23 protein-coding genes and 1 tRNA gene are annotated in these 22,681 nt (G+C 73.6%); 11 read left to right on the top strand and 13 right to left on the bottom strand.

Going from position 1 to position 22,681, the window contains the following annotated elements; all coding sequences use genetic code 11:
• Positions 1-104: 104 nt before the first annotated feature.
• Complete coding sequence (locus tag ACLHRZ_RS41350; RefSeq protein ID WP_490423782.1) at positions 105-887, bottom strand: uracil-DNA glycosylase; 783 nt, start codon at positions 885-887, stop codon at positions 105-107.
• Positions 888-1,115: 228 nt separating this feature from the next.
• Between ACLHRZ_RS41350 and ACLHRZ_RS41345 the strand changes: the two genes are divergently transcribed.
• A complete protein-coding gene (locus tag ACLHRZ_RS41345) occupies positions 1,116-2,111 on the top strand; it encodes a cation diffusion facilitator family transporter (protein ID WP_490423781.1) in 996 nt (331 codons plus the stop codon).
• Positions 2,112-2,124: 13 nt separating this feature from the next.
• Here the strand turns inward: ACLHRZ_RS41345 and ACLHRZ_RS41340 are convergent, their stop codons facing one another.
• Entirely contained in the window at positions 2,125-3,024 is a 900-nt protein-coding gene (locus tag ACLHRZ_RS41340) for an alkaline phosphatase family protein (RefSeq protein WP_490423780.1), read from the bottom strand.
• 62 nt (positions 3,025-3,086) lie between these two features.
• Complete coding sequence (locus ACLHRZ_RS41335) at positions 3,087-3,845, bottom strand: GntR family transcriptional regulator (protein ID WP_490423779.1); 759 nt, start codon at positions 3,843-3,845, stop codon at positions 3,087-3,089.
• 334 nt (positions 3,846-4,179) lie between these two features.
• On the opposite strand from ACLHRZ_RS41335, the gene ACLHRZ_RS41330 reads away from it, so the two are divergent.
• The 6 genes from ACLHRZ_RS41330 to ACLHRZ_RS41305 are packed head-to-tail and all read left to right on the top strand — an operon-like array spanning position 4,180 to position 10,306.
• The gene (locus ACLHRZ_RS41330) at positions 4,180-5,286 is read left to right on the top strand and encodes an ABC transporter substrate-binding protein (protein WP_490423837.1); all 1,107 of its coding nucleotides are present in this window, start codon (positions 4,180-4,182) and stop codon (positions 5,284-5,286) included.
• Positions 5,287-5,294: 8 nt separating this feature from the next.
• Positions 5,295-6,206 (top strand): ABC transporter permease, encoded by a 912-nt coding sequence (locus tag ACLHRZ_RS41325; RefSeq protein WP_490423778.1) that lies wholly within the window; start codon positions 5,295-5,297, stop codon positions 6,204-6,206.
• A complete protein-coding gene (locus ACLHRZ_RS41320; protein ID WP_490423777.1) occupies positions 6,194-7,051 on the top strand; it encodes an ABC transporter permease in 858 nt (285 codons plus the stop codon). Before ACLHRZ_RS41325 ends, ACLHRZ_RS41320 begins: the two co-directional genes overlap by 13 nt.
• Entirely contained in the window at positions 7,051-8,154 is a 1,104-nt protein-coding gene (locus ACLHRZ_RS41315) for an ABC transporter ATP-binding protein (protein ID WP_490423776.1), read from the top strand. The genes ACLHRZ_RS41320 and ACLHRZ_RS41315 overlap by 1 nt, the downstream gene beginning before the upstream one ends.
• Positions 8,155-8,183: 29 nt before the next feature.
• Positions 8,184-9,983: an HAD-IA family hydrolase gene (locus ACLHRZ_RS41310; RefSeq protein WP_490423775.1), complete on the top strand. Its 1,800-nt coding sequence runs from the start codon at positions 8,184-8,186 to the stop codon at positions 9,981-9,983.
• Complete coding sequence (locus tag ACLHRZ_RS41305) at positions 9,983-10,306, top strand: DMT family transporter (protein ID WP_490423774.1); 324 nt, start codon at positions 9,983-9,985, stop codon at positions 10,304-10,306. The genes ACLHRZ_RS41310 and ACLHRZ_RS41305 overlap by 1 nt, the downstream gene beginning before the upstream one ends.
• Positions 10,307-10,338: 32 nt before the next feature.
• Here the strand turns inward: ACLHRZ_RS41305 and ACLHRZ_RS41300 are convergent, their stop codons facing one another.
• A complete protein-coding gene (locus ACLHRZ_RS41300; RefSeq protein ID WP_490423773.1) occupies positions 10,339-10,674 on the bottom strand; it encodes a hypothetical protein in 336 nt (111 codons plus the stop codon).
• Between the two features lie 71 nt (positions 10,675-10,745).
• Positions 10,746-11,576, bottom strand: coding sequence for a peptidoglycan recognition protein family protein (locus tag ACLHRZ_RS41295; protein WP_490423772.1), 831 nt, complete (start codon positions 11,574-11,576; stop codon positions 10,746-10,748).
• 258 nt (positions 11,577-11,834) lie between these two features.
• Here ACLHRZ_RS41295 and ACLHRZ_RS41290 point away from each other — a divergent pair, with 258 nt between their 5' ends.
• Positions 11,835-13,433, top strand: coding sequence for an AMP-binding protein (locus tag ACLHRZ_RS41290; RefSeq protein ID WP_490423771.1), 1,599 nt, complete (start codon positions 11,835-11,837; stop codon positions 13,431-13,433).
• Here ACLHRZ_RS41290 and ACLHRZ_RS41285 read toward each other — a convergent pair.
• The 3 genes from ACLHRZ_RS41285 to ACLHRZ_RS41275 all read right to left on the bottom strand — a co-directional run bounded on the left by ACLHRZ_RS41285 (position 13,430) and on the right by ACLHRZ_RS41275 (position 16,851).
• Complete coding sequence (locus ACLHRZ_RS41285; protein ID WP_490423770.1) at positions 13,430-14,719, bottom strand: hypothetical protein; 1,290 nt, start codon at positions 14,717-14,719, stop codon at positions 13,430-13,432. The two genes, ACLHRZ_RS41290 and ACLHRZ_RS41285, sit on opposite strands and share 4 nt — an antisense overlap.
• A complete protein-coding gene (locus tag ACLHRZ_RS41280; RefSeq protein ID WP_490423769.1) occupies positions 14,716-15,852 on the bottom strand; it encodes a VIT1/CCC1 transporter family protein in 1,137 nt (378 codons plus the stop codon). The genes ACLHRZ_RS41285 and ACLHRZ_RS41280 overlap by 4 nt, the downstream gene beginning before the upstream one ends.
• Before the next feature lie 84 nt (positions 15,853-15,936).
• Positions 15,937-16,851, bottom strand: a complete 915-nt coding sequence (locus tag ACLHRZ_RS41275) for a LysR family transcriptional regulator (protein WP_490423768.1) — start codon at positions 16,849-16,851, stop codon at positions 15,937-15,939.
• A 61-nt stretch (positions 16,852-16,912) separates the two neighbouring features.
• Here ACLHRZ_RS41275 and ACLHRZ_RS41270 point away from each other — a divergent pair, with 61 nt between their 5' ends.
• A complete protein-coding gene (locus tag ACLHRZ_RS41270; RefSeq protein WP_490423767.1) occupies positions 16,913-17,263 on the top strand; it encodes a DoxX family protein in 351 nt (116 codons plus the stop codon).
• 62 nt (positions 17,264-17,325) lie between these two features.
• On the opposite strand, the gene ACLHRZ_RS41265 is transcribed toward ACLHRZ_RS41270, so the two are convergent.
• The 3 genes from ACLHRZ_RS41265 to ACLHRZ_RS41255 all read right to left on the bottom strand — a co-directional run bounded on the left by ACLHRZ_RS41265 (position 17,326) and on the right by ACLHRZ_RS41255 (position 19,075).
• Positions 17,326-17,398, bottom strand: a tRNA-Ala gene (locus ACLHRZ_RS41265).
• A gap of 82 nt (positions 17,399-17,480) precedes the next feature.
• The gene (locus ACLHRZ_RS41260) at positions 17,481-18,317 is read right to left on the bottom strand and encodes a helix-turn-helix domain-containing protein (protein WP_490423766.1); all 837 of its coding nucleotides are present in this window, start codon (positions 18,315-18,317) and stop codon (positions 17,481-17,483) included.
• Positions 18,314-19,075: a helix-turn-helix domain-containing protein gene (locus ACLHRZ_RS41255; RefSeq protein WP_490423765.1), complete on the bottom strand. Its 762-nt coding sequence runs from the start codon at positions 19,073-19,075 to the stop codon at positions 18,314-18,316. The genes ACLHRZ_RS41260 and ACLHRZ_RS41255 overlap by 4 nt, the downstream gene beginning before the upstream one ends.
• Positions 19,076-19,556: 481 nt before the next feature.
• Here ACLHRZ_RS41255 and ACLHRZ_RS41250 point away from each other — a divergent pair, with 481 nt between their 5' ends.
• Together ACLHRZ_RS41250 and ACLHRZ_RS41245 are read left to right on the top strand one after the other, a co-directional pair.
• Complete coding sequence (locus tag ACLHRZ_RS41250) at positions 19,557-20,096, top strand: hypothetical protein (RefSeq protein WP_490423764.1); 540 nt, start codon at positions 19,557-19,559, stop codon at positions 20,094-20,096.
• Between the two features lie 59 nt (positions 20,097-20,155).
• Positions 20,156-20,557: a VOC family protein gene (locus tag ACLHRZ_RS41245; RefSeq protein ID WP_490423836.1), complete on the top strand. Its 402-nt coding sequence runs from the start codon at positions 20,156-20,158 to the stop codon at positions 20,555-20,557.
• Positions 20,558-20,666: 109 nt separating this feature from the next.
• Here ACLHRZ_RS41245 and ACLHRZ_RS41240 read toward each other — a convergent pair whose 3' ends face one another.
• A complete protein-coding gene (locus tag ACLHRZ_RS41240; protein WP_490423763.1) occupies positions 20,667-21,341 on the bottom strand; it encodes a response regulator transcription factor in 675 nt (224 codons plus the stop codon).
• Positions 21,338-22,618, bottom strand: a complete 1,281-nt coding sequence (locus ACLHRZ_RS41235) for a sensor histidine kinase (protein WP_490423762.1) — start codon at positions 22,616-22,618, stop codon at positions 21,338-21,340. Before ACLHRZ_RS41235 ends, ACLHRZ_RS41240 begins: the two co-directional genes overlap by 4 nt.
• Positions 22,619-22,681: the final 63 nt, after the last annotated feature.

Here is a 22,681-nt window from a genome sequence, read left to right as displayed (position 1 = left end):
CTGGCGTGGAAGCGGGTCCTCGGCTAGGAAATTCGGGGCGTAGACATGCGGCTACCGTAACCGAAGGCTCGTGAGCCGTGCATCCGTATTTCTGCGGTGCCGGTTCACTGCCCTGCGTCGCCCCTCGTCGGTGCCCCCGCCAGCTCCGCGCCCCGGGCCAGGACGTCGCGCAGCATGGCGGGGGTGAGTCTGCCGGTGAAGATGTTGCGCCGGCTGGGGTGGTAGCAGCCCAGCAGGTGCAGTTCCCGGCCGGATTCGGTATGCCGCAGGGTCACTCGGGTGCCGTGCCCGAACGCCGGGCGTGGGCGGGGAAGTTGCCGGCCGGCGTCGCGGAGCACGGGGAGCAGGGCCTGCCAGGCGAAGCCGCCGAGCACCACGATCGCCTGCAAGGAGGGCTGCAGCAGGGCCAGTTCGCGGGCGAGCCAGGGGCGGCAGGTGTCCCGCTCGGCCGGGGTGGGGCGGTTGGCGGGCGGTGCGCAGTGCACCGGGGCCGTGATGCGGACGCCGTGCAGTTCCAGCCCGTCCCCGCGGTGCGAGGCCGTGGGCCGGGACGCGAGTCCGACGGCGTGCAGGGCGGCGTAGAGGACGTCGCCGGAGGGGTCGCCGGTGAACATCCGGCCGGTGCGGTTGCCGCCGTGGGCGGCGGGGGCCAGTCCGACGATGGCGAGTGGCGCGTCCGTCGGGCCGAAGCCGGGCACCGGTCTGGCCCAGTACTCCCAGTCCTGGTACGCCCGGCGCCTGACCCGCGCGACCTCTTCGCGCCAGGCCACCAGCCGGGGGCAGGCCCGGCAGGTGGTGACGGCGGCGTCGAGGCGGTCGAGGCTGTCCAGCCGCGCAGCGGTGAGCGCGGGGAAGTCCGGTTCCTCCGGGCCTGTTCCGCCGCTCACGTCCGTCCTCCCGGCGGGCTCGCTGCCGTGCCGGATCCGCCCGCAGCGGCGATCCTACGCAGGCCGGGGTCCGGGAGGGGTGCGGCGACCCGGACCATGCACCCGCCCGGACGCGGTGCGCGTCGCGCAAGCGATCACCACCCGACCGCTTCTGCAACCGTGTTGCAGCTGGTCAGCCGCCGTACGACGGTTGTAGCCGCAATCGAATCCGTGTGCCACGGTGGCCCCATGGCAGGCAACCGCGTCCACGCGATACGTCACCGGCTCGCTCATCTCCTCACCCCGCACCGGCACGAGGCCATGGACAAGGTCGACGCCGCGATGGAGACCTCCCGCGAGGGCATGCGCACGCTCTGGATCTCCCTCGCCGTGCTCGGGCTGACGGCCGTCGTCCAGGCGGTCGTCGTGGCCCTGTCCGGGTCCGTCGCCCTCCTCGGGGACACCGTGCACAATGCGGCGGACGCCCTGACCGCCGTCCCGCTGGGCGTCGCCTTCGTGCTGGGGCGCAGGGCGGCCAACCGGCGCTTCACGTACGGCTACGGGCGTGCCGAGGACCTCGCCGGCGTCGCCGTCGTGCTGACCATCGCCGCCTCCTCCGGCTTCGCCGCCTACGAGGCGGTCGACCGTCTGCTGCATCCGCGTGACGTCACGCACCTGGGGGCGGTGGCCGTGGCCGCATGCGCGGGGTTCGTCGGCAACGAGTGGGTGGCCCGGTACAGGATCCGCACCGGCCGGCGGATCGGCTCCGCCGCTCTGGTCGCCGACGGTCTGCACGCCCGTACCGACGGCTTCACCTCCCTCGCCGTCCTCCTCGGTGCGGGCGGCGCCGCCCTCGGCTGGCGCTTCGCGGACCCGCTCGTCGGCCTGTTCGTCACGGCCGCGATCCTCATGGTGCTGCGGGACGCCGCCCGCGAGGTCTGCCGGCGTCTGATGGATTCCGTGGACCCCGCGCTCGTCGACACGGCCGAGGCGGCGCTGCGGGCCGTGGACGGTGTACGCGGCGTCGGCCAGGTCCGGATGCGCTGGATCGGCCACACGCTGCGGGCCGAGGCCGACATCGTCGTCGACCCCGGCCTGACGGTGGTGCGCGCGCACGGCCTCGCCGTCGCCGCGGAGCACGCCCTGATCCACGCCCTCCCCCGGCTGACGGCCGCGACCGTGCACACGGATCACACGCCTACGGGCGCCGATCCGCACGCGGCCCTCGCCCACCACGGGGCCTGAGGGGCCTGGGCGGTCAGCTGCCGAACGGCTTGCCGTCCAGGGTCCAGTGCGGGTCGATGGCGCAGCCGAGCGAGGCGTAGACCTGGGCCGCGACGTCGGCGTGGCGGACGGTGCCGACGGGCCGGCCCGGGGTGAACTGCGGGCCGGTGCAGGCGAGCCAGGCGGTGCGCTCCTCGGGGGTGTCGCCGCCGTGGCCGCCGGCGTCCACGTGTCCGTGGTCGGTGACGACGATGACGGTCCACGCCTCGGCGGCGTACGAGGGGCGGTTGCGGACCGCGGCGAGGAGCCGGCCGAGGCGTTCGTCGGCGCGCACCACCGCGTCGCGGTACTCGTCGCCGCAGCCCAGCGAGTGGCCGGTCTCGTCGACGGCACCGAGGTAGACGAAGGACGCCTCCGGGTCGGTGGTCGCGAGGACGTGCTCGGCCTCGGCGGTGACCTGTTCGTCGCAGTCGTCCCAGGCCTTGGGGGTGTGGTCGGCGGGCGCGACGAAGGACAGCCGGCCGGGGGCCCGGAACAGCGCACCGCCGTCCTGCTGGATCATCAGGGGCGCCCAGCCGCCCGCCACGAAGGTGCGGCGCCCGTCGGCGCGGGCCAGCCGGGTGGCGAAGTCGGGGAAGGCCTCCAGGCGGTGGCCGGTGAAGTTGTTGGCCCAGATGCCGTGTTTGGCCGGGCCGACGCCGGTGGCGATGGTGGCCCAGCAGGGTCCGGACATGGTGGGCGTGCCGGGGTCGACCTCGACGGGGGTCAGGAAGCCGGCCTGCGCGACCGAGTCCAGGTGCGGGGTGGGCAGTTCCCGGAGGAGGTCGTGGCGGACCCCGTCGATCCCGACGACGAGGACGCGGGGTGCGGGGCTGCTGGAGTGGTCGGGCATGGCCGGGTGGTTCCCTTCGGTGGTGCTGATCGGCACCACCATGCGCCGGGCAGGTACCGGGTGTTGGCGCGGAGGGAAACGGCGGGTGTCGGGCACGTGTCGGTTCAGGCGGGCTCGGCGATGCCGGGTCCGGCCTGCCGGGCCAGGGGGTTGGCGCCGATGGAGTTGTGCACGCTGAAGTTGACGGTGTCGGAGCGGTAGCGGTCGTCGGACCATTCGACGGGGCGGCCGGTGTTGGTGGTGGTGACGCGCCGGACGCGCAGCAGGGGGCTGCCGCGGCGGACACCGAGGTGTGCGGCGTCGGCGGTGCCGGCGGCCACGGCGTCGATGAGGTGCTCCCCGTAGCTGAAGACGAGGCCGGTGGTCTCGTAGAGCCGCTGGGTGACGGACTCGCAGCCGGGGTCGAGGCGTTCGACGTCCGGGGCGATCCAGTCGGCGTAGACGGTGCGTTCGAGGAGGACGCGTTCGCCGTCGAGGCTGCGGACGCGCAGGACGTGCAGGACGCCGGCGCCCTCCGCGAGATGCAGGCGGTCGGCGTCCTCCGCGGTGGCGGGCCGGCGCGTGCTGGAGAGCACGAGGCCGGTCGCGGTGTGGCCCATGGAGCGTGCCCACTGGGCGAAGCTGCGCAGTTCGGTGAAGCTCTGGCTGCGCCGGCCGGCCAGGACGACGCGGCGGGCCCCCTGCCGGGAGCCGATCATGCCCTCGGAGGTGAGGGTGGCGACCGCCTGCCGGACGGTGCCGCGCGAGACCCCGTAGCGGGCTGCGAGCTCGGATTCCGAGGGCAGGCGCGCCCCGACGGGGTACTCCTCGGCGTCGATGGCGCGCCGGAGCCCGTCGGCGATCTCCTCGTACCGTGCCCTCACGGTTCCCCTCCGTTCATCGGCGCTGCGCGTGTGCGCAGCTTCCTGTGGTGCGGCTCAGCCTAGCCGGGTCCGGTGCAAACCGGCCGTCCGGATTTCCGATCAGTCGGTTCCGTGCCACATCCCTGGTCAGCGTGGTGCTGATAGCCGCCTTCCGGGGTGACAGGGTTGGTCTCCCGTTCACTTTCCGGTCACGGACGCCGTGCCTACTGAGGCCAACTTGTCCAGACAAGTTTTCAGACAAGTTCTCAAGGTTCTTCGAGGAGACACTGTGATCACGATCCGGAACAGAGCGGCCGCCAAGGCGTTCCCCAAGGCGGTCGCCGTCACCTGCGGCCTGTCCACCGCCGCGCTCGTGCTGAGCGCATGCGGTGCGGCACCCTCCGGACAGTCGGCCGACGGCAAGAGCGCGGCGACCGCCGCCTCGGCCAAGGACCTCGGCGGGATGGACGCCCTCGTGGCGGCGGCCAAGAAGGAGGGCACGCTCAACGCGATCGCCCTGCCGCGCGACTGGGCCAACTACGGTGCCATTCTCGACGGGTTCACCGCCAAGTACGGCATCAAGGTGAACGTCGACAACCCGACCGGCTCCAGCCAGGACGAGATCAGCGCCATCACCTCCCGCAAGGGCCAGGACCGGGCCCCGGACGTGGTGGACCTCGGCCAGTCGTTCGCCCTCAGCGCCGCCCAGCAGGGTCTGCTGGCCCCGTACCGGGTCGCCTCCTTCGACGGCATCCCGCAGGCCGAGAAGGACCCCCAGGCCCGCTGGTACAACGACTACGGCGGCTACATCTCCATCGGCTGCGACGCCAAGCGCGTGAAGGAGTGCCCGAAGACCTTCGCCGACCTCCGCAAGCCCGAGTACCGGGGCCAGGTCGCCCTCAACGGCAACCCCACCAAGGCCGGAGCCGCCTTCGCGGCCGTCTACGCCGCCGCCCTCGCCGGCGGGGGGTCCTTCGACAACATCAAGCCGGGCGTGGACTACTTCGCCGAGCTGAAGCAGAACGGCAACTTCACGCCCGTGGAGGCCACTCCGGCCACCATCGAGAAGGGCGAGACGCCGATCACCGTCGACTGGGACTACCTCAACTCCGGCTACGCCGAGCAGTTCAAGGACAAGGGCGTGGACTGGCAGGTCTCCGTCCCCGAGGACGGCAAGTTCTCCCTGTACTACTCGCAGGCGATCAACAAGGACGCCCCGCACCCGGCCGCGGCCCGGCTGTGGCAGGAGTACCTCTACAGCGCCGAGGGACAGAACCTCTACCTCAAGGGTTACGCCCGCCCCGCGCTGATGGACGCCATGACCAAGGACGGCACCCTGGACAAGGCCGCCGCGGCCAAGCTGCCGCCGGTCAGCGGCACCCCGACGTTCCCGAGCGAGGCCCAGCAGGCCACGGCCAAGCAGACGCTCGGCCAGACCTGGGGCACGGCAGTCTCCGGGTGACGACCTCCATGACCTCCGCCGTCCTCTCCTCAGAGGCCGAATCCCCCGCACCCGCCCGAGTCCCCGCTCCTGTACGGCGCAAGCGCTCCCGCGCCTGGCTCGCCGCAGTGCCGCTGCTGGTCTTCGCGGCCGTGGGCTTCGGGGCCCCGGCCCTGGCCATGCTCACCGGGGCGTTCACCGTCAAGAACCCGGCCACCGGGGCCGAGTCCTTCTCCACCGCCAACCTCACCGCCTCCCTGCAGGGCTCCTACCTCACCGCGCTGCTCGGCAGCGTCAAACTGTCCGCCGTCTCGGCCGGGCTCGCCACCGTCCTCGGACTGCTGCTCGCCCAGGCCGTGGTGGCCTTCGGCAACCGGACGCTGCGCGAGGCGGTGCTCACCGGCTCCGGCGTGCTCGCCAACTTCGGCGGGGTGCCGCTCGCGTTCGCCTTCGTCGCCACCCTGGGCAACTCGGGTGTGCTCACCCGCCACCTGGGCCTGGAGCAAGCGGGCTGGAGCCTCTACAGCTTCTGGGGCCTGACCCTCACCTACCTGTACTTCCTCATCCCCCTCATGGTGCTCACCATCACCCCGGCCCTGGAGGGCCTGCGCGTCCAGTGGCGGGAGGCCGCCCAGAACAACGGCGCCACCCGGCTCCAGTACTGGCGGCACGTCGCCCTCCCGGTGCTCGCGCCCTCCCTGCTCGGCGGCTTCGTCCTGCTCTTCGGCAGCGCCTTCGCCGCCTACGCCACCGCCGCGGCCATGGTGGGCAGTTCGATCCCGCTGATCACCCTGCAGATCGCCGACGCCATCTCCGGCAACGTCCTGGTCGGCCAGGAGAACGTCGCCCTCGCCCTCAGCCTCGACATGGTCGCGGTCGCCGCCCTGGTGATGGCCGTGCACCTCCCCCTGCAACGACGGAGCGCCCGATGGACCGACTGACGGCACGCCCCGCCACCGGCCCGCGGCCCCGCCGCGGCACCACGACGCTCGCCCTGGCGGGGCTGTACTTCCTGCTCCCGCTGGTGGCCTCGCTCATCTTCACCGTCGACGTCCCCGGCCGGGGCCTGACCGCCGACGCCTACCGGCAGCTCCTCGGCGCCGACGGCTTCCTCTCCAGCCTGCTGCTCTCGCTCGGGCTGGCCGCCGCGACGGTGGCGCTGGTCCTCCTGCTGACCGTGCCGGCGGCCGTCGCCGTCCGGCTCGGGGCGCCGCGGCTGCGCCCGGTGCTGGAGATCGTGTGCTCGCTGCCGCTCGTGGTGCCGCCCATCGCCCTGGTCGCCGGGGTCGGGACGGTGCTGCGCTGGGGCCCGGAGCACCTGGCCGACACCCCGTTCTTCCAGACCTTCGCCGCCCTGCAGAACCCCTCCTTCCCCGTCGTGCTCGTCATCGTCTACACGGTGATGTCGCTGCCCTTCGTGCACCGGGCGCTCGATGCGGGGCTGCGCGCCGTCGACGTCCGCACCCTCGTCGAGGCGGCCCGCAGCTGCGGTGCCGGGTGGCTGCGCGCGGTCGTGAGCGTGGTCCTGCCCAATCTGCGCGGTGCCCTGCTCAACGCCTCGTTCCTCACCCTCGCCCTGGTGCTCGGCGAGTTCACCGTGGCCAGGATCCTGGGATTCCAGCCGTTCGCGGTCTGGATTGTCAACGTCAGCGGTTCGCAGGCCCAGCTGTCCGTGGCCGTGTCCGTCCTCAGCCTGCTGATCACCTGGGTGCTGCTGCTCGTGCTGGCGTTCCTCGGCGGGCGCCGCACCTCCTCCCGTACCACCGACCGGAAGCGTTCCGCCTGATGCCCTCGAAGACCCTTGCGGCCCCCGTCACCGCGCCCGTCACCACTCCCGCCGACGGCACGTCCGCGGCCTCCGTCGAACTCCGCGGCCTGCGCCGCGCGTTCGGCTCGACCATCGCTCTCGACGGGCTCGACCTGACCGCCCGGCCCGGTGAACTCCTGGCCCTGCTCGGCCCGTCCGGCTGCGGCAAGACCACCGCGCTGCGCATGCTGGCCGGCTTCGAGCACCCCGACTCCGGGCAGATCCTGGTGGACGGCCAGGACATCACCGCGGTCCCGGCCCATCGCCGCGACGCCGGCATGGTCTTCCAGTCCTACAGCCTCTTCCCCCACCTGAACGCCCTGGACAACGTGGCGTTCGGGATGCGGATGCGCAAGGTGCCCGCCGCGGAGCGGCGTTCCCGCGCCGCCGGGCTGCTGGAGCTGGTGGGCCTGCCCGACAAGGGCGCCCGCTTCCCGCACCAGCTCTCCGGCGGCCAGCAGCAGCGCATCGCCCTGGCCCGCGCCCTCGCCCTGCGCCCGCGGGTGCTGCTGCTGGACGAGCCGCTGTCCGCCCTGGACGCCAAGGTCCGCGACACGCTGCGCGAGGAGATCCGGCGCGTCCAGCAGGAGTTGGGCATCACCACCGTGTTCGTCACGCACGACCAGGAGGAGGCCCTGTCCATGGCGGACCGGGTCGCGGTGATGCGCGGCGGCCGCATGGAGCAGTGCGCGACCCCGGCCGAGCTGTACGGGCGCCCGGCCACCGCCTTCGTCGCCGAGTTCGTGGGCACGATGAGCCGCATCCCCGCCCGCACCGTCGACGCCCGCACCGTCGAGGTGCTCGGCCGCCGGCTGCCGGTGGACGGCGAGGCGCCCGCCGGCCCCGAGGTGGACGTACTGGTCCGCCCCGAGGCGGTCCAGGTGAGCGCCGACGCCGAGGGCGACGCCCGCATCACCGCCACCGCCTTCCTCGGCGCCAACACCCGGCTGACCGTGCAACTGCCCGACGGCACTACGGTCAAGGCCGACGTACCCACGCACGACGCCGCCACGCTCACCCCGGGCGCAGCGGTCGCCGTGGCCCTGCCCGACCGGCCGGTGCTCGCCGCCGCCCGCGCATGACCCCGACCTCCCCCGACGGAAGAGAGCCCGTGTCCCACCGCCCCGCCGACGCCCGCCCCCTGCAGGCCGTCCTGTTCGACATGGACGGCACCCTCGTGGACACCGAGGAGTTGTGGTGGCAGGCCGTCCAACACGTCGCGTCCACCCTGGAGTACGAGCTCACGGACGCCGACCTGCCCGACGTGCTGGGCCGCCCCGTGGAGCACACCGCAGCCCATCTGCAGCGCATCACCGGTGCCTCCGCGGCGGCGCTCCGTGCCGACCTGCACCGGGAGTTCGCGGCCCGGGTCGAGTCCAGCGTCGTGCCGCGGCCCGGCGCGCTCGAACTGCTCGACGCGCTGCACGCCGAGGGCATCCGCACCGCCCTGGTCTCCGCCTCCCCACGCACCGTGGTGGACACCGTGCTGCGCAGCCTGGGGCCCGAGCGGTTCGCGGTCTCCGTCACCGCCGACGACACCCCGCGCACCAAGCCCGCCCCCGACCCGTACCTCGCGGCGGCCCGCGCCCTGGGCGTGCCGCCCTCCGCCTGCGCCGCCGTGGAGGACACCCCGACCGGTGTGGCCTCGGCCGAGGCCGCCGGCTGCCCGGTGCTCGCCGTCCCCTCCCTCGCCCCCATAGCCGCGGCTCCCGGGCGCACCGTGCTCGACAGCCTGGAGCGGGCCGATGTCGCGCTGCTGGAGGCCATGGTGACCGGAGGGTCGTTCCTCGTCCCGGCGTTCACCACCCGCAACGGCCGGGCCGGCGAGCCGTTCCGCGCCACCGTCGCCGGGCTGTTCCGCGGCGCCGGCACGGAGTTCGCCAAGGCCGCGGGCCCGGAGTGGGTGCGGGTCGGCGCCGACGGCACCCTCACCGGCACGCCGGCGGAAGCGGGCGCGTACGAGGTCGTCGTCACGGCCGGCGGCGGGGCGAGCGTCACCGTGCGCATCCCCGTGGTCGGGGCGGGCGACCGTCTGGTGAGCCGGCTCAGGGCGATGAGCTGGAACCTGTGGCTCGGCGGCACGCCCGTCACCGGCCACCGCGCGAAGCAGCTCACGGTCCTGCTCGACGCCGACGTGGACGTCGTGGCCCTCCAGGAAACGGGCGGGGCCTCCGCGAAGGAGCTGGCCGAGGCCCTCGGCTGGGACCACCACCAGGCCGGTCACAACCTCGGCGTCATCAGCCGCTACCCGGTCACCGCCCGCTTCGGCGACCCGGCCCCGTCCGGCTACGGCGCCGCCGGCGTCACCGTCCGCCTGGACGACCGGGCCGACGCCGTGCAGGACGTCACCGTGTGGAGCACGCACCTCAACTACACGCCCTACGGCCCCTACGACGCCTGCTTCGGCCGCCGGCCGGTGCCGGTCCTGCTCGAACGCGAGGAGGCCTCCGGCCGGGTGGCCGAGATGACGGAGGTGCTGCGGGCCATGGCCGACGGCCTCGCCGGGAGCGACACCACGCCCGTGCTGCTCATGGGCGACTTCAACACGCCCTCGCACCTGGACTGGACGCAGAACGCCGCTCCCCTGCACGGCGGTTGCGGCCCCGTCCCGTGGCCGGTCACCCGGGCCGCCGAGGCGGCCGGGCTGCGCGACTCCTACCGCGTCGCCCGCCCCGACCCGGTGCGCGACCCGGGCACCACGTGGTCCCCGCTGCACCCCCGGCACGAGGACGGCAGCGGGCGGCCCGAGCCCCAGGACCGCATCGACTACGTGCTGTTCGCCGGAAGCGGCCTCGCCGTCGAGGACTCCGTCACCCTCGTCACCGGTGCCCCGCGTCCCTGCCCGGACGTCGCGGACAACGTGTGGCCGTCGGACCACGCCGCGGTGATCACGACCTTCACGGTCCGCTGATGGTGTGGTGGCTGCTCGCGGGCGCGATCGGCGCCGAGGTCACCGCCACCGTGGCGCTGCGCGCCTCGCACGGCTTCAGCAGACTCCTCCCGTCCGCCGTCGTGGTCGTCGGCTACGTCGCCGCGTTCTGCCTGCTCTCCCGGGTGCTGAACCGGGGCCTGGCCCTGGGGGTGGCGTACGGCATCTGGTCGGCGATCGGCGTGACGCTGGTGTCGGTCATCGGCGCGGTGTGCTTCGGCGACCGGCTGACGTGGACGCAGATCGGCGGCATCGTGCTGGTGGTGGCGGGGGTGCTGGCGCTGGAACTGGGGCGGGCGGACTGACAGGGCGGTGCGGCACCCGGGATCGTCCGCCGTCATCGCCGAAAGCGACGCATCGTCCGCCCGAGCCTGCGCCGAAGACGGCCGACGGCCGGGCGGCGGCGGGCCGGCCCGTCCGCCCGGCCCGGGCCCACAGCATGTCGGCCGCCCCACGGCGGGGCGTCGGGCGAGACGACGGGCGCCTGGCGTTCGGCTTGCGCCCGCACCTCGTAGTGGGCGTCGTAGGCGGTGATCCGCATGCCCTCCTCGTAGGAGGCGAGCGCCGCACGGACGGCCGAACCGGCGACGCCACGGCGTCGGGCCAGGACCGCGAGCCAGGTGAAGAAGCCCATCACCGCGGCGAGACAGCCGACGAACACCAAGTAGGGCACGACGTCACCTCTGTTCCATGGCCCACTGCTTCGTCACCGCTCAGCTCCCGGACCCACCGCCATGGTTCCCGTCACCGGGTGGGGTCCAGCGGCCCCGTCGCAGGCCCGTGATCCTTCTCCCGGGTGCCCCGCACGGACGGCATGTCCTCCGTCACATGGTTGGCGGAGCCGTCCCCGACCGGGAGCCCCATGGCCGTGGCGACGTTCGCGCGCAGCTCGGGGAGCTTCTTGTAGAGGGCGTTGCCCGGGCACTCGGTGACGAGGGGGGTGCCGGGCTGGTTGAGGTCGCGGTGCCCGACGATCGCGGTCATCGGGGAGAGGCCGTACCGGTCGCACAGCCAGGCGCACGTGGCGACGAGCGTCCGCCACTGCGCGGCGGGCGGGAGTTCGGTGATGTAGGTGCCCTCGTTCTCTATCCCGATGCTCGCGGTGTTCCAGTTGGCCACCTGCGCGCCGATGACGTGCTCTCCGCGCCGGATCGACCGGGCGGACCGGTATCTGCCCTCCATGAGGAATCCGCCGCGGCTGATGGTCAGTTGCTGACCTGTGTCGTTCCACCCGTTGTTGTGCATGTGGTCGTACTGGCAGTCCCTGGACAGCTGGAATGCGTGCTCCAGCGAGTAGTCCGTGGAGTTCGGATAGTCCATGTGGTGCACCACGATCAATGCCGGTGCGAAGGGTTCCACTTTCACGCCGCCGGGGTCGGTGGGCGGAACGGCCTTCCATTCCTCCCGGGTGTGGAGCCTGGGACGGTGCACCGGGCAGCCGTCCGCCCTTCCCGTACGCGCCTGGGCCTCCTGGGCGAAGAGGGCGTTCCCGGCCGTCACGGCGACTCCGCCGGCCAGTGCCCCGCTCAGCAGGCCGCGGCGTCCTATCCGGGGTCTCCTGGACCGTCCGTTCACGGCTCACGTCCTTCCCGTCCCTTTTCCAAGGTCACCAGGGGTCACCAGGGACGCTCGACAGCCACCCACGCCGACTGTAACGCCGGTGCCACGGGGTCCGGGAGCCCCGGGATGCCACCCGATCGATCGCCCACCGGAGTGACCATGCCGGGGGAATCCGAAAGTCGGACGGTCTTCCCGGGCGCCGTATGAGACACGTTGTCGGTTGCAGGAACGTGTGAATGAACGGTGAATTCGGTTCGGCGAAAAGGATGGTTCATGGGCGCCACGGGCGACGCGAGAGAGCGCAGTTATGCCGCCTGGCTGGTGGACGAGGAATTCCCCCGTCACGGGAACCGGGAGGCCGTCGTGCACGGCGGCCACCGGATGACCTATGCGGAGTTGGGCGAGACGGTGCGGCGCATGGCCACGGTGCTCCGGTCGCTCGGTCTGGGGCCGGGGAAGACGGTGGCGCTGGCCAGCGGCAACCGGGCCGAGGCGGTGTGCGTGCCCTTCGCCGCGCATCTGGCCGGGGCCCGGTACCTGCCGATGCCCGCGGACCGGGGGCCGGCCGAGTACGCCAGCATCGCGGCGAACGTCCCCGCCGACGTGCTGATCGTGGACGACCGGATCTCGCCGCCGTGCGCGGAGGCGGTGACGGCCGCGTTCACCGGGGCGCAGCTGTGGTCGCTGGGGCCCGAGGGGCCCGCGAAGGACCTGATGGCCGTCGTCCGACAGGCGCGCCCGCCCGCGGACCCGGAGTGGGCGGAGGCCGGGCAGGTGGAGACGGTGCTGTGCACCGGAGGCACCACCGGACTCACCAAGTGCGTGCTGCACCGGCACCGGCTGTACCGGACGATCCTGGAGCATCCGTTCCTGTCCGAGCCGGTGCGGATGCTGGTGACCAGTCAGATCGCCCACGTCGGGGGCCTGTACGCGCTCACCAGCCTGGCCCGGGGCAGCACGGTCCTGCTGCTGGACCGCTTCACGCCGGAGGCCGTGACCGCGGCGCTGGCGAGCGAGCGGATCACGGCGATGATGCTGATGCCTCCGACGCTCTACCGGCTGCTCGACCACCCCGCGCTGGCCGGCGTGGACTGCTCGGGCCTGCGCCGGATCATGTACGGGGCCAGTCCGATCACCCCGGACCGGGCCCGGCAGGCCCTCGACCGGTTCGGCCCGGTGCTGTGGCAGCTCTACGGCATGACCGAGGCGTTCGGCATCACCGCGCTGGACGCGCCCGACCACACCGTGGACGACGGCAGGCTGCTGCGCTCGGCCGGGCGCCCGTTCCCCGACATGGAGGCGGGCATCCGGGACGAGCAGGGCCTGCCCCTGCCGCCGGGGCAGGTCGGCGAGGTCTGCACGCGGGGGCCGCGGGTCATGGAGTGCTACGTCAACCAGCCGGAGGCCACCGCCGCCGCGTTCCACCCGGACGGCTGGCTGCGCACCGGGGACCTGGGATACCGGGACGAGGAGGGCTACTTCTACCTCCTGGACCGCCGCAACGACGTGATCATCACCGGGGAGTCGGGCTCCGCCATCTACTCGCCGCTGGTGGAGAACGCGCTCGCCACCCACCCGGCGGTGCGGGCCGCCGCTGTGATCCCGGTCCCCCACCCGCTCTACGGCCAGGCCGTGCACGCCGTCGTCGCCACCGGCCCCGGGGCCAGCCCTCCCGACGAGGAGGAGCTGCGCAAGCGCGTGCTGGACGAGCTGGAGCGTCCCGTCTACCTCCCCGCGAGCTTCGAGTTCGTCGACGCGCTGCCCCTGACCCCCATCGGCAAGGTCGACAAGACCGCCCTGCGTGCGCCGCATTGGGCAGGTCATCCCAGCCTGCTGCACGGGGCGACGGCGGCGGAGCCCGGCAGAACCTAGCCACGGCCGAAGGCGACGGTGGCCCGGGTGGCGGTGTCGGTGCTGTAGCCGATGACGCCGCCGCCCGTGGCCGGCTGCGCGCGGACGGCGTTGCCCCCGTACCCGTGCGGGGTGACGAACAGCCCCCACACCGGCGTCCAGTCCTCGGTCGCCCCCGTTGCGGGGTCGACCACGGGCTCGACGGAGGGGACGACCCTCCGCTGTACGACGTACCCGCGTCCGGCGTGCCGGTGCAGGGCATCGGCCCAGTCCCGTTCCGGGCAGGCCCACCCGGCGACGACTCCCGTACCCGCGCGTCCCCAGCAGGGTTTGAGGGCGAGGTGTTCGCGCTCGGCCACGCACCGGTCGACCAGCGAGGGGGTCAGCAGTCTGGTCCACGGCAGGATCCGGTCCGTCAGCCGGCGCTCCTGCGCGGACAGGACGGCGTCGCAGCGAGGATCGGACAGCAGCGCGAGAGCGCCCTTGTTGGAGAAGAGGGTGCCGTCCATTCCGGTCCACAGGGTCGCGTTGCCCGCCCGCTCGGCGCGCAGGATCGCGTCGACGCCTTCCTCGCAGCCGGCCGTCTCGTCGGGGGCGAAGTAGCGCAGCACCATGTCGACCCGGATCCCGCCGACGAACAGTTTTCCCCCGTTGTCCCGCACGTCGCCCAACTCGCCGAGGAGCACGTCCAGTCCGTGCTCCCGCAGCACCTCGACGGTGGGGGCCAGCGGCTGCCGGTAGCGGGCGAGGGCGCCGGGGGCGCACACCAGCGCCACCACCGGGGACGGGCGCGGTGCCACGGCCCGCAGCGTCGCGGCGAGGTGTTCCCCGGTGCGTACGTGGCGCAGCGCGTGTTCCCCGGCGAAGCGGGCGAAGTCCTCATTGGCCAGCAGCGTGCGCGGCAGTTCGCCGAGCTCGAATCCGCCGACTCCCCCGGCGATGTTGAACTCCAGCAAGGAGAAGCCGTGTTCGCCGCGGTAGAGGTCGGCCCTCCCGAACCGGGCCCGCGGCTGCTGCGGTGTCCAGCGCCGCAGCAGGGGGGCGAGGCCCGGTGCGCCGCCCACGGCGGCGCAGTACGCGTCGAGGTCGCCGTCGAAGAGGCGGTCGGGCAGCGAGGCCAGGATGTCGAAGAGGGACAACAGGTCGTCGGCCGCCGCCTGCAGGGCGGATTCGTCGACGAACAGCGGCCGGGCCAGCAGCCGTGCGTCCCGCAGGGACACCGGCAACTCGGCCTCGGCCACGGCGTTCCGCAGTCCGCTGCGGTCCGTGCGGCACAGCTCCAGGTAGCGGGCGGTCGTCCCGTTCACGAGACGGACGTGCCGATCAGCCGGCCGACGACGAAGGTGACGGCCGCCGCTAGTGCGCCGACGAGGACCTGCCGGGCCGCCGAGCGCCAGGCCGAGCGGCCGTTGAGCAGCCCGATGCCCGCCCCGACGACGGCGAGCGCGACGAGGAACAGGCACACCGCGGCGACGAGGGCCGCCGCCCCGCCGGTGACGAGGAACGGGAGGATGACGACCAGCGCGCCCAGCGCGAAGGTGAGCATGCTCGACCCGGCGGCCGACCAGGGCGATCCCAAGGCGTCGGGGTCGAGGCCGAGTTCCTCCCTGGCCAGGGTGTCCAGGGCGACGTCCCGGTCGGCCATGATGGTGTCCGCGACCTTCCCCGCCTCCTGCTTGCTCAATCCCTTCGCGCGGTAGAGCAGCACCAGTTCCTCGCGCTCGGACTCGGGGTCCTCCTCCAGTTCCTGGCTCTCCAGGCCGATCTCCCGCTCGTACATCTCCCGTTGCCCGGACATCGAGACGTACTCGCCCGCCGCCATCGAGAAGGAACCGGCCAGCAGCCCCGCCACGCCGGCCAGCACGATGGCGGTGCGGGAGGAGCCGGACCCGGCGAAGCCCATGACCAGGGCGGTGTTGGAGACCAGGCCGTCGCTGACGCCGAAGACGGCGGCCCGCAGCGCGCCCGAGCGGTCGCCCCGGTGCCAGGTCTCGCGGCGGGCGATGCCCTCCCTGGCGCTGGGGCGGCTCTCGCTGAGGTGGGAGAGCGTACGGGCGTGACCCCGTTCCTCCCCCGCCATGCCGGGTGCGGCGTCCGGTTCGGCGTCGTAGGTGCCGGCGTCGGCCTTCTCCGACCGTTCCACCAGGGGCAGGACGGCCGCCACGGACCAGTGGTCCGCGATCCGGCCCAGCAGGCGGGTGCGCAGCGGCACGGCGCCGGGCGGGGGCACCTCCGCTCCGGCGGCCCGCAGCCTGCTCTCCCAGTGCGCGGCGTGCCGCCGCTCGACGCCGGCGAGCTCCCGCAGGACCTCGCGCCGTTCACCGGTCTCGGCCTGTGCCAGGCGCTCGTAGAGCGCGGCCGCTTCGCGCTCGCTCTGCAGCAGTTCCCGCCAGCGCCGGAGCCGGGACTCGTCGGGCTGGTCACTGGTCGGATCCGGCATCATCGCTCCTCGGCGTCGGCTCCCGTTTCCGAACGGTAACGGGACGCGGCCCGCAAAGATCGCATTGGCCGCGTGCCCCGTCGGTCAGGGGGTGATCCCGTCGCCGGGCGCCGGCCTGTTGTCCAGGCAGCACCGGACGAAGTCCCGGACGGCGGGGTCGGTGTCGCCGGCGGGTGCCCAGGCGACGGCGACCCGGCTGGGGCCGACGCCGCTGACGGGCCGGTAGGTGATGCCGGGGCGGGCGTGGAAGCGGGCGGCGGATGCGGGGGCGAGAGCGATGCCGTAGCCGTTGGCGATGGCGCTGAGCCAGGCGTCGGGCTGGTCGGTGACGGCGCCGATGCGGACCGGGTGGCCGTCGCGTTCGTCGGCGGCGAGCCAGTGGTCGCGCCAGCCGCCCGTTTCGGGCGGGGCCGCCACGAAGGGCTCGTGCCACAGGTCGTGGAAGGGGATGCACTCGCGTACGGCGAGCGGGTGCGCTGCGGGGAGCGCGACCCAGCGGGGTTCGGTGAACAGCACTTCCACGCGCAGGGCGTCCTGGCCGGGGAAGGGGAGCCGCAGCAGGGCGGCGTCGACGTCCGCGGCGGCGAGGCCGGCGGTCGGGTCCGACCATGCGGCCTGGTGCATGTCGACGCGCCAGCCCGGCCGGTGCCGGGCGAAGGCGGCGATGATGTGCGGGGTGGCCTCGTTGGCGGCGCTGGCCAGGAATCCGACCCGCAGCACACGGGCCGCCCGCGCGGCGGCGCCGCGGGTCCCGCGCAGCGCGCGGTCCCAGCCGGCCAGCAGCGCGGGCGCCTGCTCCGCCAGGGCTCGGCCCGGTGCGGTGAGCACCATGCCGCTCGGGGACCGGGTGAAGAGCCGTACGCCGAGCAGGGTCTCCAGCCGCCGGATCTGTTTGGTCAGCGCGGGCTGGGACACGTACAGGCGCTCCGCGGCGCGGGTGACGGTCCCTTCCTCGGCGACGGCGATGAAGTAGCGCAACAGCCGGGTGTCGACGTCCATGCCGCCAGGTTATGAACACCGGTATTGGACGCCCGGACGGGGGTGCGGCGAGGCTGTGGCCATGCTCATCGCCTACACGGTTGTCACCGTCCTCACGATCGTGGCCACTGCGGGAATCGCCGCTGCCGACTTCGCCGGGGCCGGGTTCGTTCTCGCCAATGCGGCCGCCGTCCGCGTTCCGTCGTCCGCGCTCCCGCTGCTGGGCGCGGCGAAGGCCGCCGGGGCGGCCGGTCTCGCGCTGGGGCTGCTGGGGGCCGGGGCCGTCGGTGTTGCCGCCGCGGCCGGTCTGGTCCTGTTCTTCGCCGGCGCCGTCGCCGCCCATGTCCGCGCCCGGGTGTTCCACAACATGGCGTTTCCCGGGGCCTATTTGGCGCTGGCCGCGGCATCGCTCGCTCTCGGCCTGGCACGATGAACCCCATGGCATGAGAAAACGATCGAGAGGCCACCGTTCCCGGCGGCCTCTCGATCTCCGTGTGGAGCTAAGGAGAATTGAACTCCTGACCTCCTGCATGCCATGCAGGCGCTCTACCAACTGAGCTATAGCCCCTTGTTCTGTTGTCCGCCGGACTCCCCCGGCGACACGCACACATTACACGGAGATTCATGCTGCCTGCCAATCCGGCCAGGGGTCAGGAACCGGGCACTGTGAAGCAGTCGGGTGCGCCTCCCGCGGCAGGCATCAGGCATGCCCGTGCCGTGCGGGGGTCGTTCGTGGCCGTCATCGCCGTCGAGAGGTAGACCTCCGTGTCGCGCTGGCTCGCCGCCGTGACCTGCTTGGCCTCGGTGCCCGGCAGGGACAGCTCCGCCCGGTCGCCGAGGCGCAGTTTCACGGCCCGCACCCACACGGCCCCGCACCGGGCGGAGTACCGGATGTCGAGCCGCTGGCCGCCGGCCGCGCGGCGGGACGTGAGCGTGTCCACCAAGTTCTGCGCCCCGCAGCCCATCTCGTTGGGATCCCGCCCGTCGCACTCCGCCCCCGTGCAACCGGGCGCGTAGGACTGCGCGTACGAGGGGCTCACCCCGACCTTGCCCGCCGCCCGGCTGCCGGTCCCGTTCCCTCCGGCCGTGAGGAACAGCTGCACGACGGCGACGGCCGCCACCACGGCTGCGGCACCGGACAGGGCGGCCGTCCTGCGGGAGCGGCGCCGCCCCCTTCCGGCCGGGACCGGAACCGGCTCCTTCGCGGCCGGGGCCGCGGGCCCGGCCGCCCGGCCGCTCCACCCCTGCTCCACGAGCTCCCACAGGGCCAGGAGCCGGCCGGCCGGCTCGTCCGCCAGCCGGCACAGGGCCTCGACCGCGTGCCTCGGCGGCAGCTTCTTGCCGTTGAGGTATCGCTCCCAGGACGACTTGCTGTACGGGGTGAGTTCCGCGAGCGCGGCGAGGCTCAGCCCCGTACGGCTGCGCAACTCCCGCAGGCCCTCGGCCAGTCGCGCACCCTCCTCCGGAAGCGGGCGGTCACCGCTCATCGGCGCAGTTCCTTCCAGGTGTCCGGCCCCACGATGCCGTCCACCACGAGGTCGTGGTCCTTCTGGAAGTGCTCGGCGGCGCTCTTGGAGCGTTCGCCGTAGTCGCCGTCGGCGGTGCCGGGATCGTAGCCGTGGTACTTCAGCAGGCACTGCGCCTCGACGATCTCCCAGCCCGTGCTGTTGATCTCCATCAGTGCGGTGCGCGTCGCGCTGTACCCGGCGCGCAACTCGCCGTCCTGGCGCTTGACGTTGCAGGGGTGGGCCCGTTTGGGCATGTAGACGAACGTCGACGGGCTGGCGCCCGTCCGCGGCGTCCCGGCCTGCGCGTCGTCCTGCCAGGGGCGGCTGAGCAGCAGGGCGACGGCCAGCGCCACGGCCGGTACGGCCACGGCTGCGGCAAGCACCCAACGCCGCCGGGGCACACGGCGGCCGGCCGTCCCCGGCTCCGCCGCCGCGCCGGGCGTCCCGTCCGCTGTCCCGTCCGGTGTCCCGTCCGACCAGGCCTCCGCCGCGAGTTCGTGCAGCACCAGCAGCCGGGCCGGGTCGACGGCGCACACGCGCGCCAGTTCCTCGACCGCGTCGCGCGACGGGAACTGTTTGCCGTTGAGGTAACGCTCCCAGGAGGAGCGGCTGTACGAGGTCTTGGCCGCCAGTGCGGCGAGACTCAGCCCGCTCCGGTCCTTCAGTCTGCGGAGCGCCACGACGAGTTGGCGTACGCGATCGTCCAGTGAGCCGGGCAGTTCTTTCCAACGCCGCATGTTCCACCCCATACGCGTCGCGGTCCCCCGAGACCGGCGGGCCTCTCCCTGCCGCACATGATGACGATGCACACACGCCGGTTCCCGCAGGTGCCCGATGGCATCCTCGACTTCCGGCCACCTCGCCGCCGCCGTCGCCGTCCCACCACGACCTCACCGGCTGCGGCGTCTCCGCAGGCAGGGCCGTGGGACGTCCCACGATGGCCCAATTCCCCGGGGTGGCCTGGCGCGTGAGGATGTGGCGCATCACAGTCGTACCCGGAAGCCGGGCGGTACGGTCCACCCCGCACCGCCCGGCTCCGCACGGGGGGAAATGCACGGCGGTCCGCCTTCCACGGGGGAGGAGGGTGGGCCGCCGTCGTGCGCCGGGGACGAGGGGCGTCTCCCTCTGGGAGGTGAGGCGGCGGCCCGCGCCTCCTTCCACGGCCCGACGAGGACCGGCCCCCGAGAGCGACGCCGCGGGGTGCGCCGCACCGGAACGATGCAGGACGTGACCACTACGCACCCGCTCCCCGTCCTGCCGTCCCCTGCACGCTGGGCAGTTCGGGCCGCCCACGTCGTCCCGCTCCTCACCCTCCCCTCCGGCATCTGGCGCCTGCTGCCGGCGGCCGGCCACCACGCGGGGTACACCGGCGCCGGCTACGCGGCGCTGGGGGCCACCGGCCGGGGTGCGGCCTACGTGGTCGCCCTGAGCCTGGCCGGCGAGGCGCTCGCCCTGCTCACGCTCGGCCTGGTCAGACCCTGGGGCGAGGTCCTCCCCCACTGGATCCCGCTGCTGGGCGGCCGCCGGGTCCCCTGGCCGGCAGCCGTCGTACCGGCCGGACTGGGCGCTGTCGCACTGACGGTGCTGTGGACTCCGTTCGCCCTGTGGTGGGTGCTCCCGCACGACGACATGACCCCGGCCGGCGGTGTCGTCGCGGGCCTCCTCTACCTGCCCCTGGTCGCCTGGGGGCCGTTGCTCGCAGCGGTGACGGTCTCCGCGTACCGGCGCCGGCGCCCCGCCGGGGACGGATGTCGGTGACCCGTGCGAGACTCGGCTCCGACTCCGACATCGAGGCTCCACAGGAAGGCGACCGCCACATGAACCACCTCGGTCTGGTGACCGTTGTCGTGCGCGACTACGACGAGGCCATCGCCTTCTACCGGGATGCGCTCGGCTTCGACCTCGTGGAGGACACCCGCATGGACGACGCCGAGCGGTGGGTGGTCGTCGCCCCGCCGGGAGCGCGGGAGACCGGGCTGCTCCTGGCCGAGGCCTCGACCGACGAGCAGCGGGCCCGTGTCGGGGACCAGACCGGGGGCCGGGTGGGCTGGATCCTGAACACCGACGCGTTCGACCGCGACTACGCGCGCATGCAAGTGGCCGGGGTCGTGTTCGAGGAGGCGCCCCGGCACGAGCCGTACGGCACGGTCGCGGTCTTCCGGGACCTGTACGGAAACCGCTGGGACCTGATCCAGCCGAAGCGCGCCGGCCTGCGCTGAGCGCTCCGCGGGAAGTGCAGTGTGTCAACTGCGGGCTCGTCGTGGCTGTTCGCGCAGTTCCCCGCGCCCCTTCGGGGCGCGATCGCGCACTGCACTTCGCCAAGCCCGATCAGAGGGTGTCCAGCACCACCGGCCCGGCTCCGGGGACCACGAAGCCGTATTCGTAGGCGAGGATCACGGCCTGGGTGCGGTTGCGGGCACCGAGTTTGGCCAGGAGATTGCTGACGTGCGTCTTGACGGTCTCCAGGCTGACCACGAGTCGGCCGGCGATGCCGGGGTTGGACAGGCCCGTCGCCATGAGCCGGAGGATCTCCAGTTCGCGGCCGGTGAGCGCGGGTGCCCCCCGTGGCGGCCGGGGAGGCGTCGGCCGGGCCGCCACGAGCCGGCGGACGGCGTCCGGGAACAGGACGGAGTCCGTCGTGGCCACCAACTGCACGGCGTGGGCGATCTGTTCGATCGCCGCCCGCTTCAGGACGAAGCCGCTCGCCCCGGCGCGCAGCGCGTCGTAGACGTGGTCGTCGTTCTCGAAGGTGGTGATCACCACGACCTTCGGCGGGTCGGGCAGTGCGGACTGCAGGCGCCGGGTGGCCTCGATCCCGTCGGCCCCGGGCATCCGCACGTCCATCAGCACGACGTCCGGGCGCAGCCGTTCCGCCAGGGCCACGGCTTCCACGCCGTCGGCGGCCCCACCGATCACTTCGAGGCCCGGCCGGGCCCCGAGCAGGGTCTGCAGCCCGGTGCGGGTGATCTCTTCGTCGTCGGCGACGAGTACGGTCACGGTCATGGGCGGGACCCCAGCGGGATGCGGGCGCACAGCCGCCAGCAGGTGCCTCCGCGGCCGGCGTCGCCGCCCGGCACGGGCCCCGCGGAGAACTCGCCCCGCAGCAGCGCCACCCGCTCGGCCGCACCGGCCAGGCCCGAGCCCCGCCTGCGGCCCCCGAGTCCCGTACGCGCCGTACGAGATGCCACGGCGCCGTGCCCGGTGAGCGGATTGGTGATTTCCAGTTCGAGCCGGTCGCGCGTGACCGCGACCCGCAGCCCGACCGGTGCCCGGGAGGCGTGCCGCAGCGCGTTGGTCAGCCCTTCCTGGACGATGCGGTAGGCCTCGCGGGAGACGGTCGCCGGGACGTGCGTCAGGTCCCCGGTGACGTCGGCGCGCAGCTCCGTGCCGGCCCCGCGGACCCGGTCCAGCAGGGCGGGAAGGTCGGCGAGGGAGAGGGGCGGGGCGGTCGGTGCCCGGCCGTCCCGGAGGAGGCCGAGGACGTGGTCGAGGTCGTCCAGCGCCGCGCGCGACACCTCCTCCAGGCTGACGAGCGCACGGCGCGCCCGCGCCGGGTCGCTGGTCATCAACTCCCGCGCCACGGCCGCCTGGGTGGTCGAAGATGTGAGGGTGTGGCCGATGGAGTCGTGCAACTCCTGGGCGAGCCGGTTGCGCTGGGCCAGCATCCGCATCTGTTCCTCGAGTACGGCAAGCCGTTCGGCGGGCCGGTGACCGAGCAGCGACGGCGCGAGCCGGCGCAGGAGCGCGGTCGCCGCCCTGCCCACGAGGCAGGCCAGGACGAGGAGGACGGCGGCGGCCGGGACGGTCCACGAGCCCCGCACTCCACCCGCCACGTCGACGTCCGCGAGAACCGTGATCCGGTCGCCGCCGCGCAGCCATACGGCGGGCAGGGCGAAGGCCGTCATCAGCAGGGGCGCCGCGACGGCGGTCGCAGCACCACCGGTCACGGCGTGCAGCAGCAGCCACGCGGACGTACGGAACCTGTTCGGCCACCCGGGGCCGGTGCCGGACGCGTCGGGGGCGGGGGCCGGAAGGTCCGTACCGAGCAGGCAGTTGGCCGGCGTCACGGAGAGCCGGCGCGCGACGCGGGGCAGGCCGAGGGCCGCCGTGAGCACGGCGAGGGCGGCCGGGAAGACGGCCGGCCGCCAGGCCTGCGGAACCGCTGCGGCCGCCAGTACCGCCACGGGCGACGGCAGCAGCACGACGGCCGCGCCGAGCAACAGGTGCAGCGGGCCCCGCCAGGCGCTCGCGGACAGCAGCGGACGTATCAGAACATGCACGGCCGGAAGTATCCCAAGCAAGATCGCCCTGCCGCCTCCCCCGTGCGAGCCAGATCCGGATTC

This window comes from Streptomyces sp. AM25, assembly GCF_058146165.1.
The sequence above is the reverse complement of the archived record's forward strand: the minus strand, read 5'-3'. Positions and strand labels throughout refer to the sequence as shown.

Excerpts from the sequence above, each read along its gene's own strand:
- ACLHRZ_RS41305 (WP_490423774.1), top strand. The coding sequence starts at position 9,983 with ATGGTGTGGTGGCTGCTCGCGGGCGCGATCGGCGCCGAGGTCACCGCC.
- ACLHRZ_RS41325 (WP_490423778.1), top strand. The coding sequence starts at position 5,295 with ATGACCTCCGCCGTCCTCTCCTCAGAGGCCGAATCCCCCGCACCCGCC.
- ACLHRZ_RS41345 (WP_490423781.1), top strand. The coding sequence starts at position 1,116 with ATGGCAGGCAACCGCGTCCACGCGATACGTCACCGGCTCGCTCATCTC.
- ACLHRZ_RS41260 (WP_490423766.1), bottom strand. The coding sequence starts at position 18,317 with ATGAGCGGTGACCGCCCGCTTCCGGAGGAGGGTGCGCGACTGGCCGAG.
- ACLHRZ_RS41280 (WP_490423769.1), bottom strand. The coding sequence starts at position 15,852 with ATGCCGGATCCGACCAGTGACCAGCCCGACGAGTCCCGGCTCCGGCGC.
- ACLHRZ_RS41315 (WP_490423776.1), top strand. The coding sequence starts at position 7,051 with ATGCCCTCGAAGACCCTTGCGGCCCCCGTCACCGCGCCCGTCACCACT.
- ACLHRZ_RS41255 (WP_490423765.1), bottom strand. The coding sequence starts at position 19,075 with ATGCGGCGTTGGAAAGAACTGCCCGGCTCACTGGACGATCGCGTACGC.
- ACLHRZ_RS41275 (WP_490423768.1), bottom strand. The coding sequence starts at position 16,851 with ATGGACGTCGACACCCGGCTGTTGCGCTACTTCATCGCCGTCGCCGAG.
- ACLHRZ_RS41290 (WP_490423771.1), top strand. The coding sequence starts at position 11,835 with ATGGGCGCCACGGGCGACGCGAGAGAGCGCAGTTATGCCGCCTGGCTG.
- ACLHRZ_RS41340 (WP_490423780.1), bottom strand. The coding sequence starts at position 3,024 with ATGGTGGTGCCGATCAGCACCACCGAAGGGAACCACCCGGCCATGCCC.
- ACLHRZ_RS41240 (WP_490423763.1), bottom strand. The coding sequence starts at position 21,341 with ATGACCGTGACCGTACTCGTCGCCGACGACGAAGAGATCACCCGCACC.
- ACLHRZ_RS41250 (WP_490423764.1), top strand. The coding sequence starts at position 19,557 with ATGCAGGACGTGACCACTACGCACCCGCTCCCCGTCCTGCCGTCCCCT.
- ACLHRZ_RS41320 (WP_490423777.1), top strand. The coding sequence starts at position 6,194 with ATGGACCGACTGACGGCACGCCCCGCCACCGGCCCGCGGCCCCGCCGC.
- ACLHRZ_RS41245 (WP_490423836.1), top strand. The coding sequence starts at position 20,156 with ATGAACCACCTCGGTCTGGTGACCGTTGTCGTGCGCGACTACGACGAG.
- ACLHRZ_RS41270 (WP_490423767.1), top strand. The coding sequence starts at position 16,913 with ATGCTCATCGCCTACACGGTTGTCACCGTCCTCACGATCGTGGCCACT.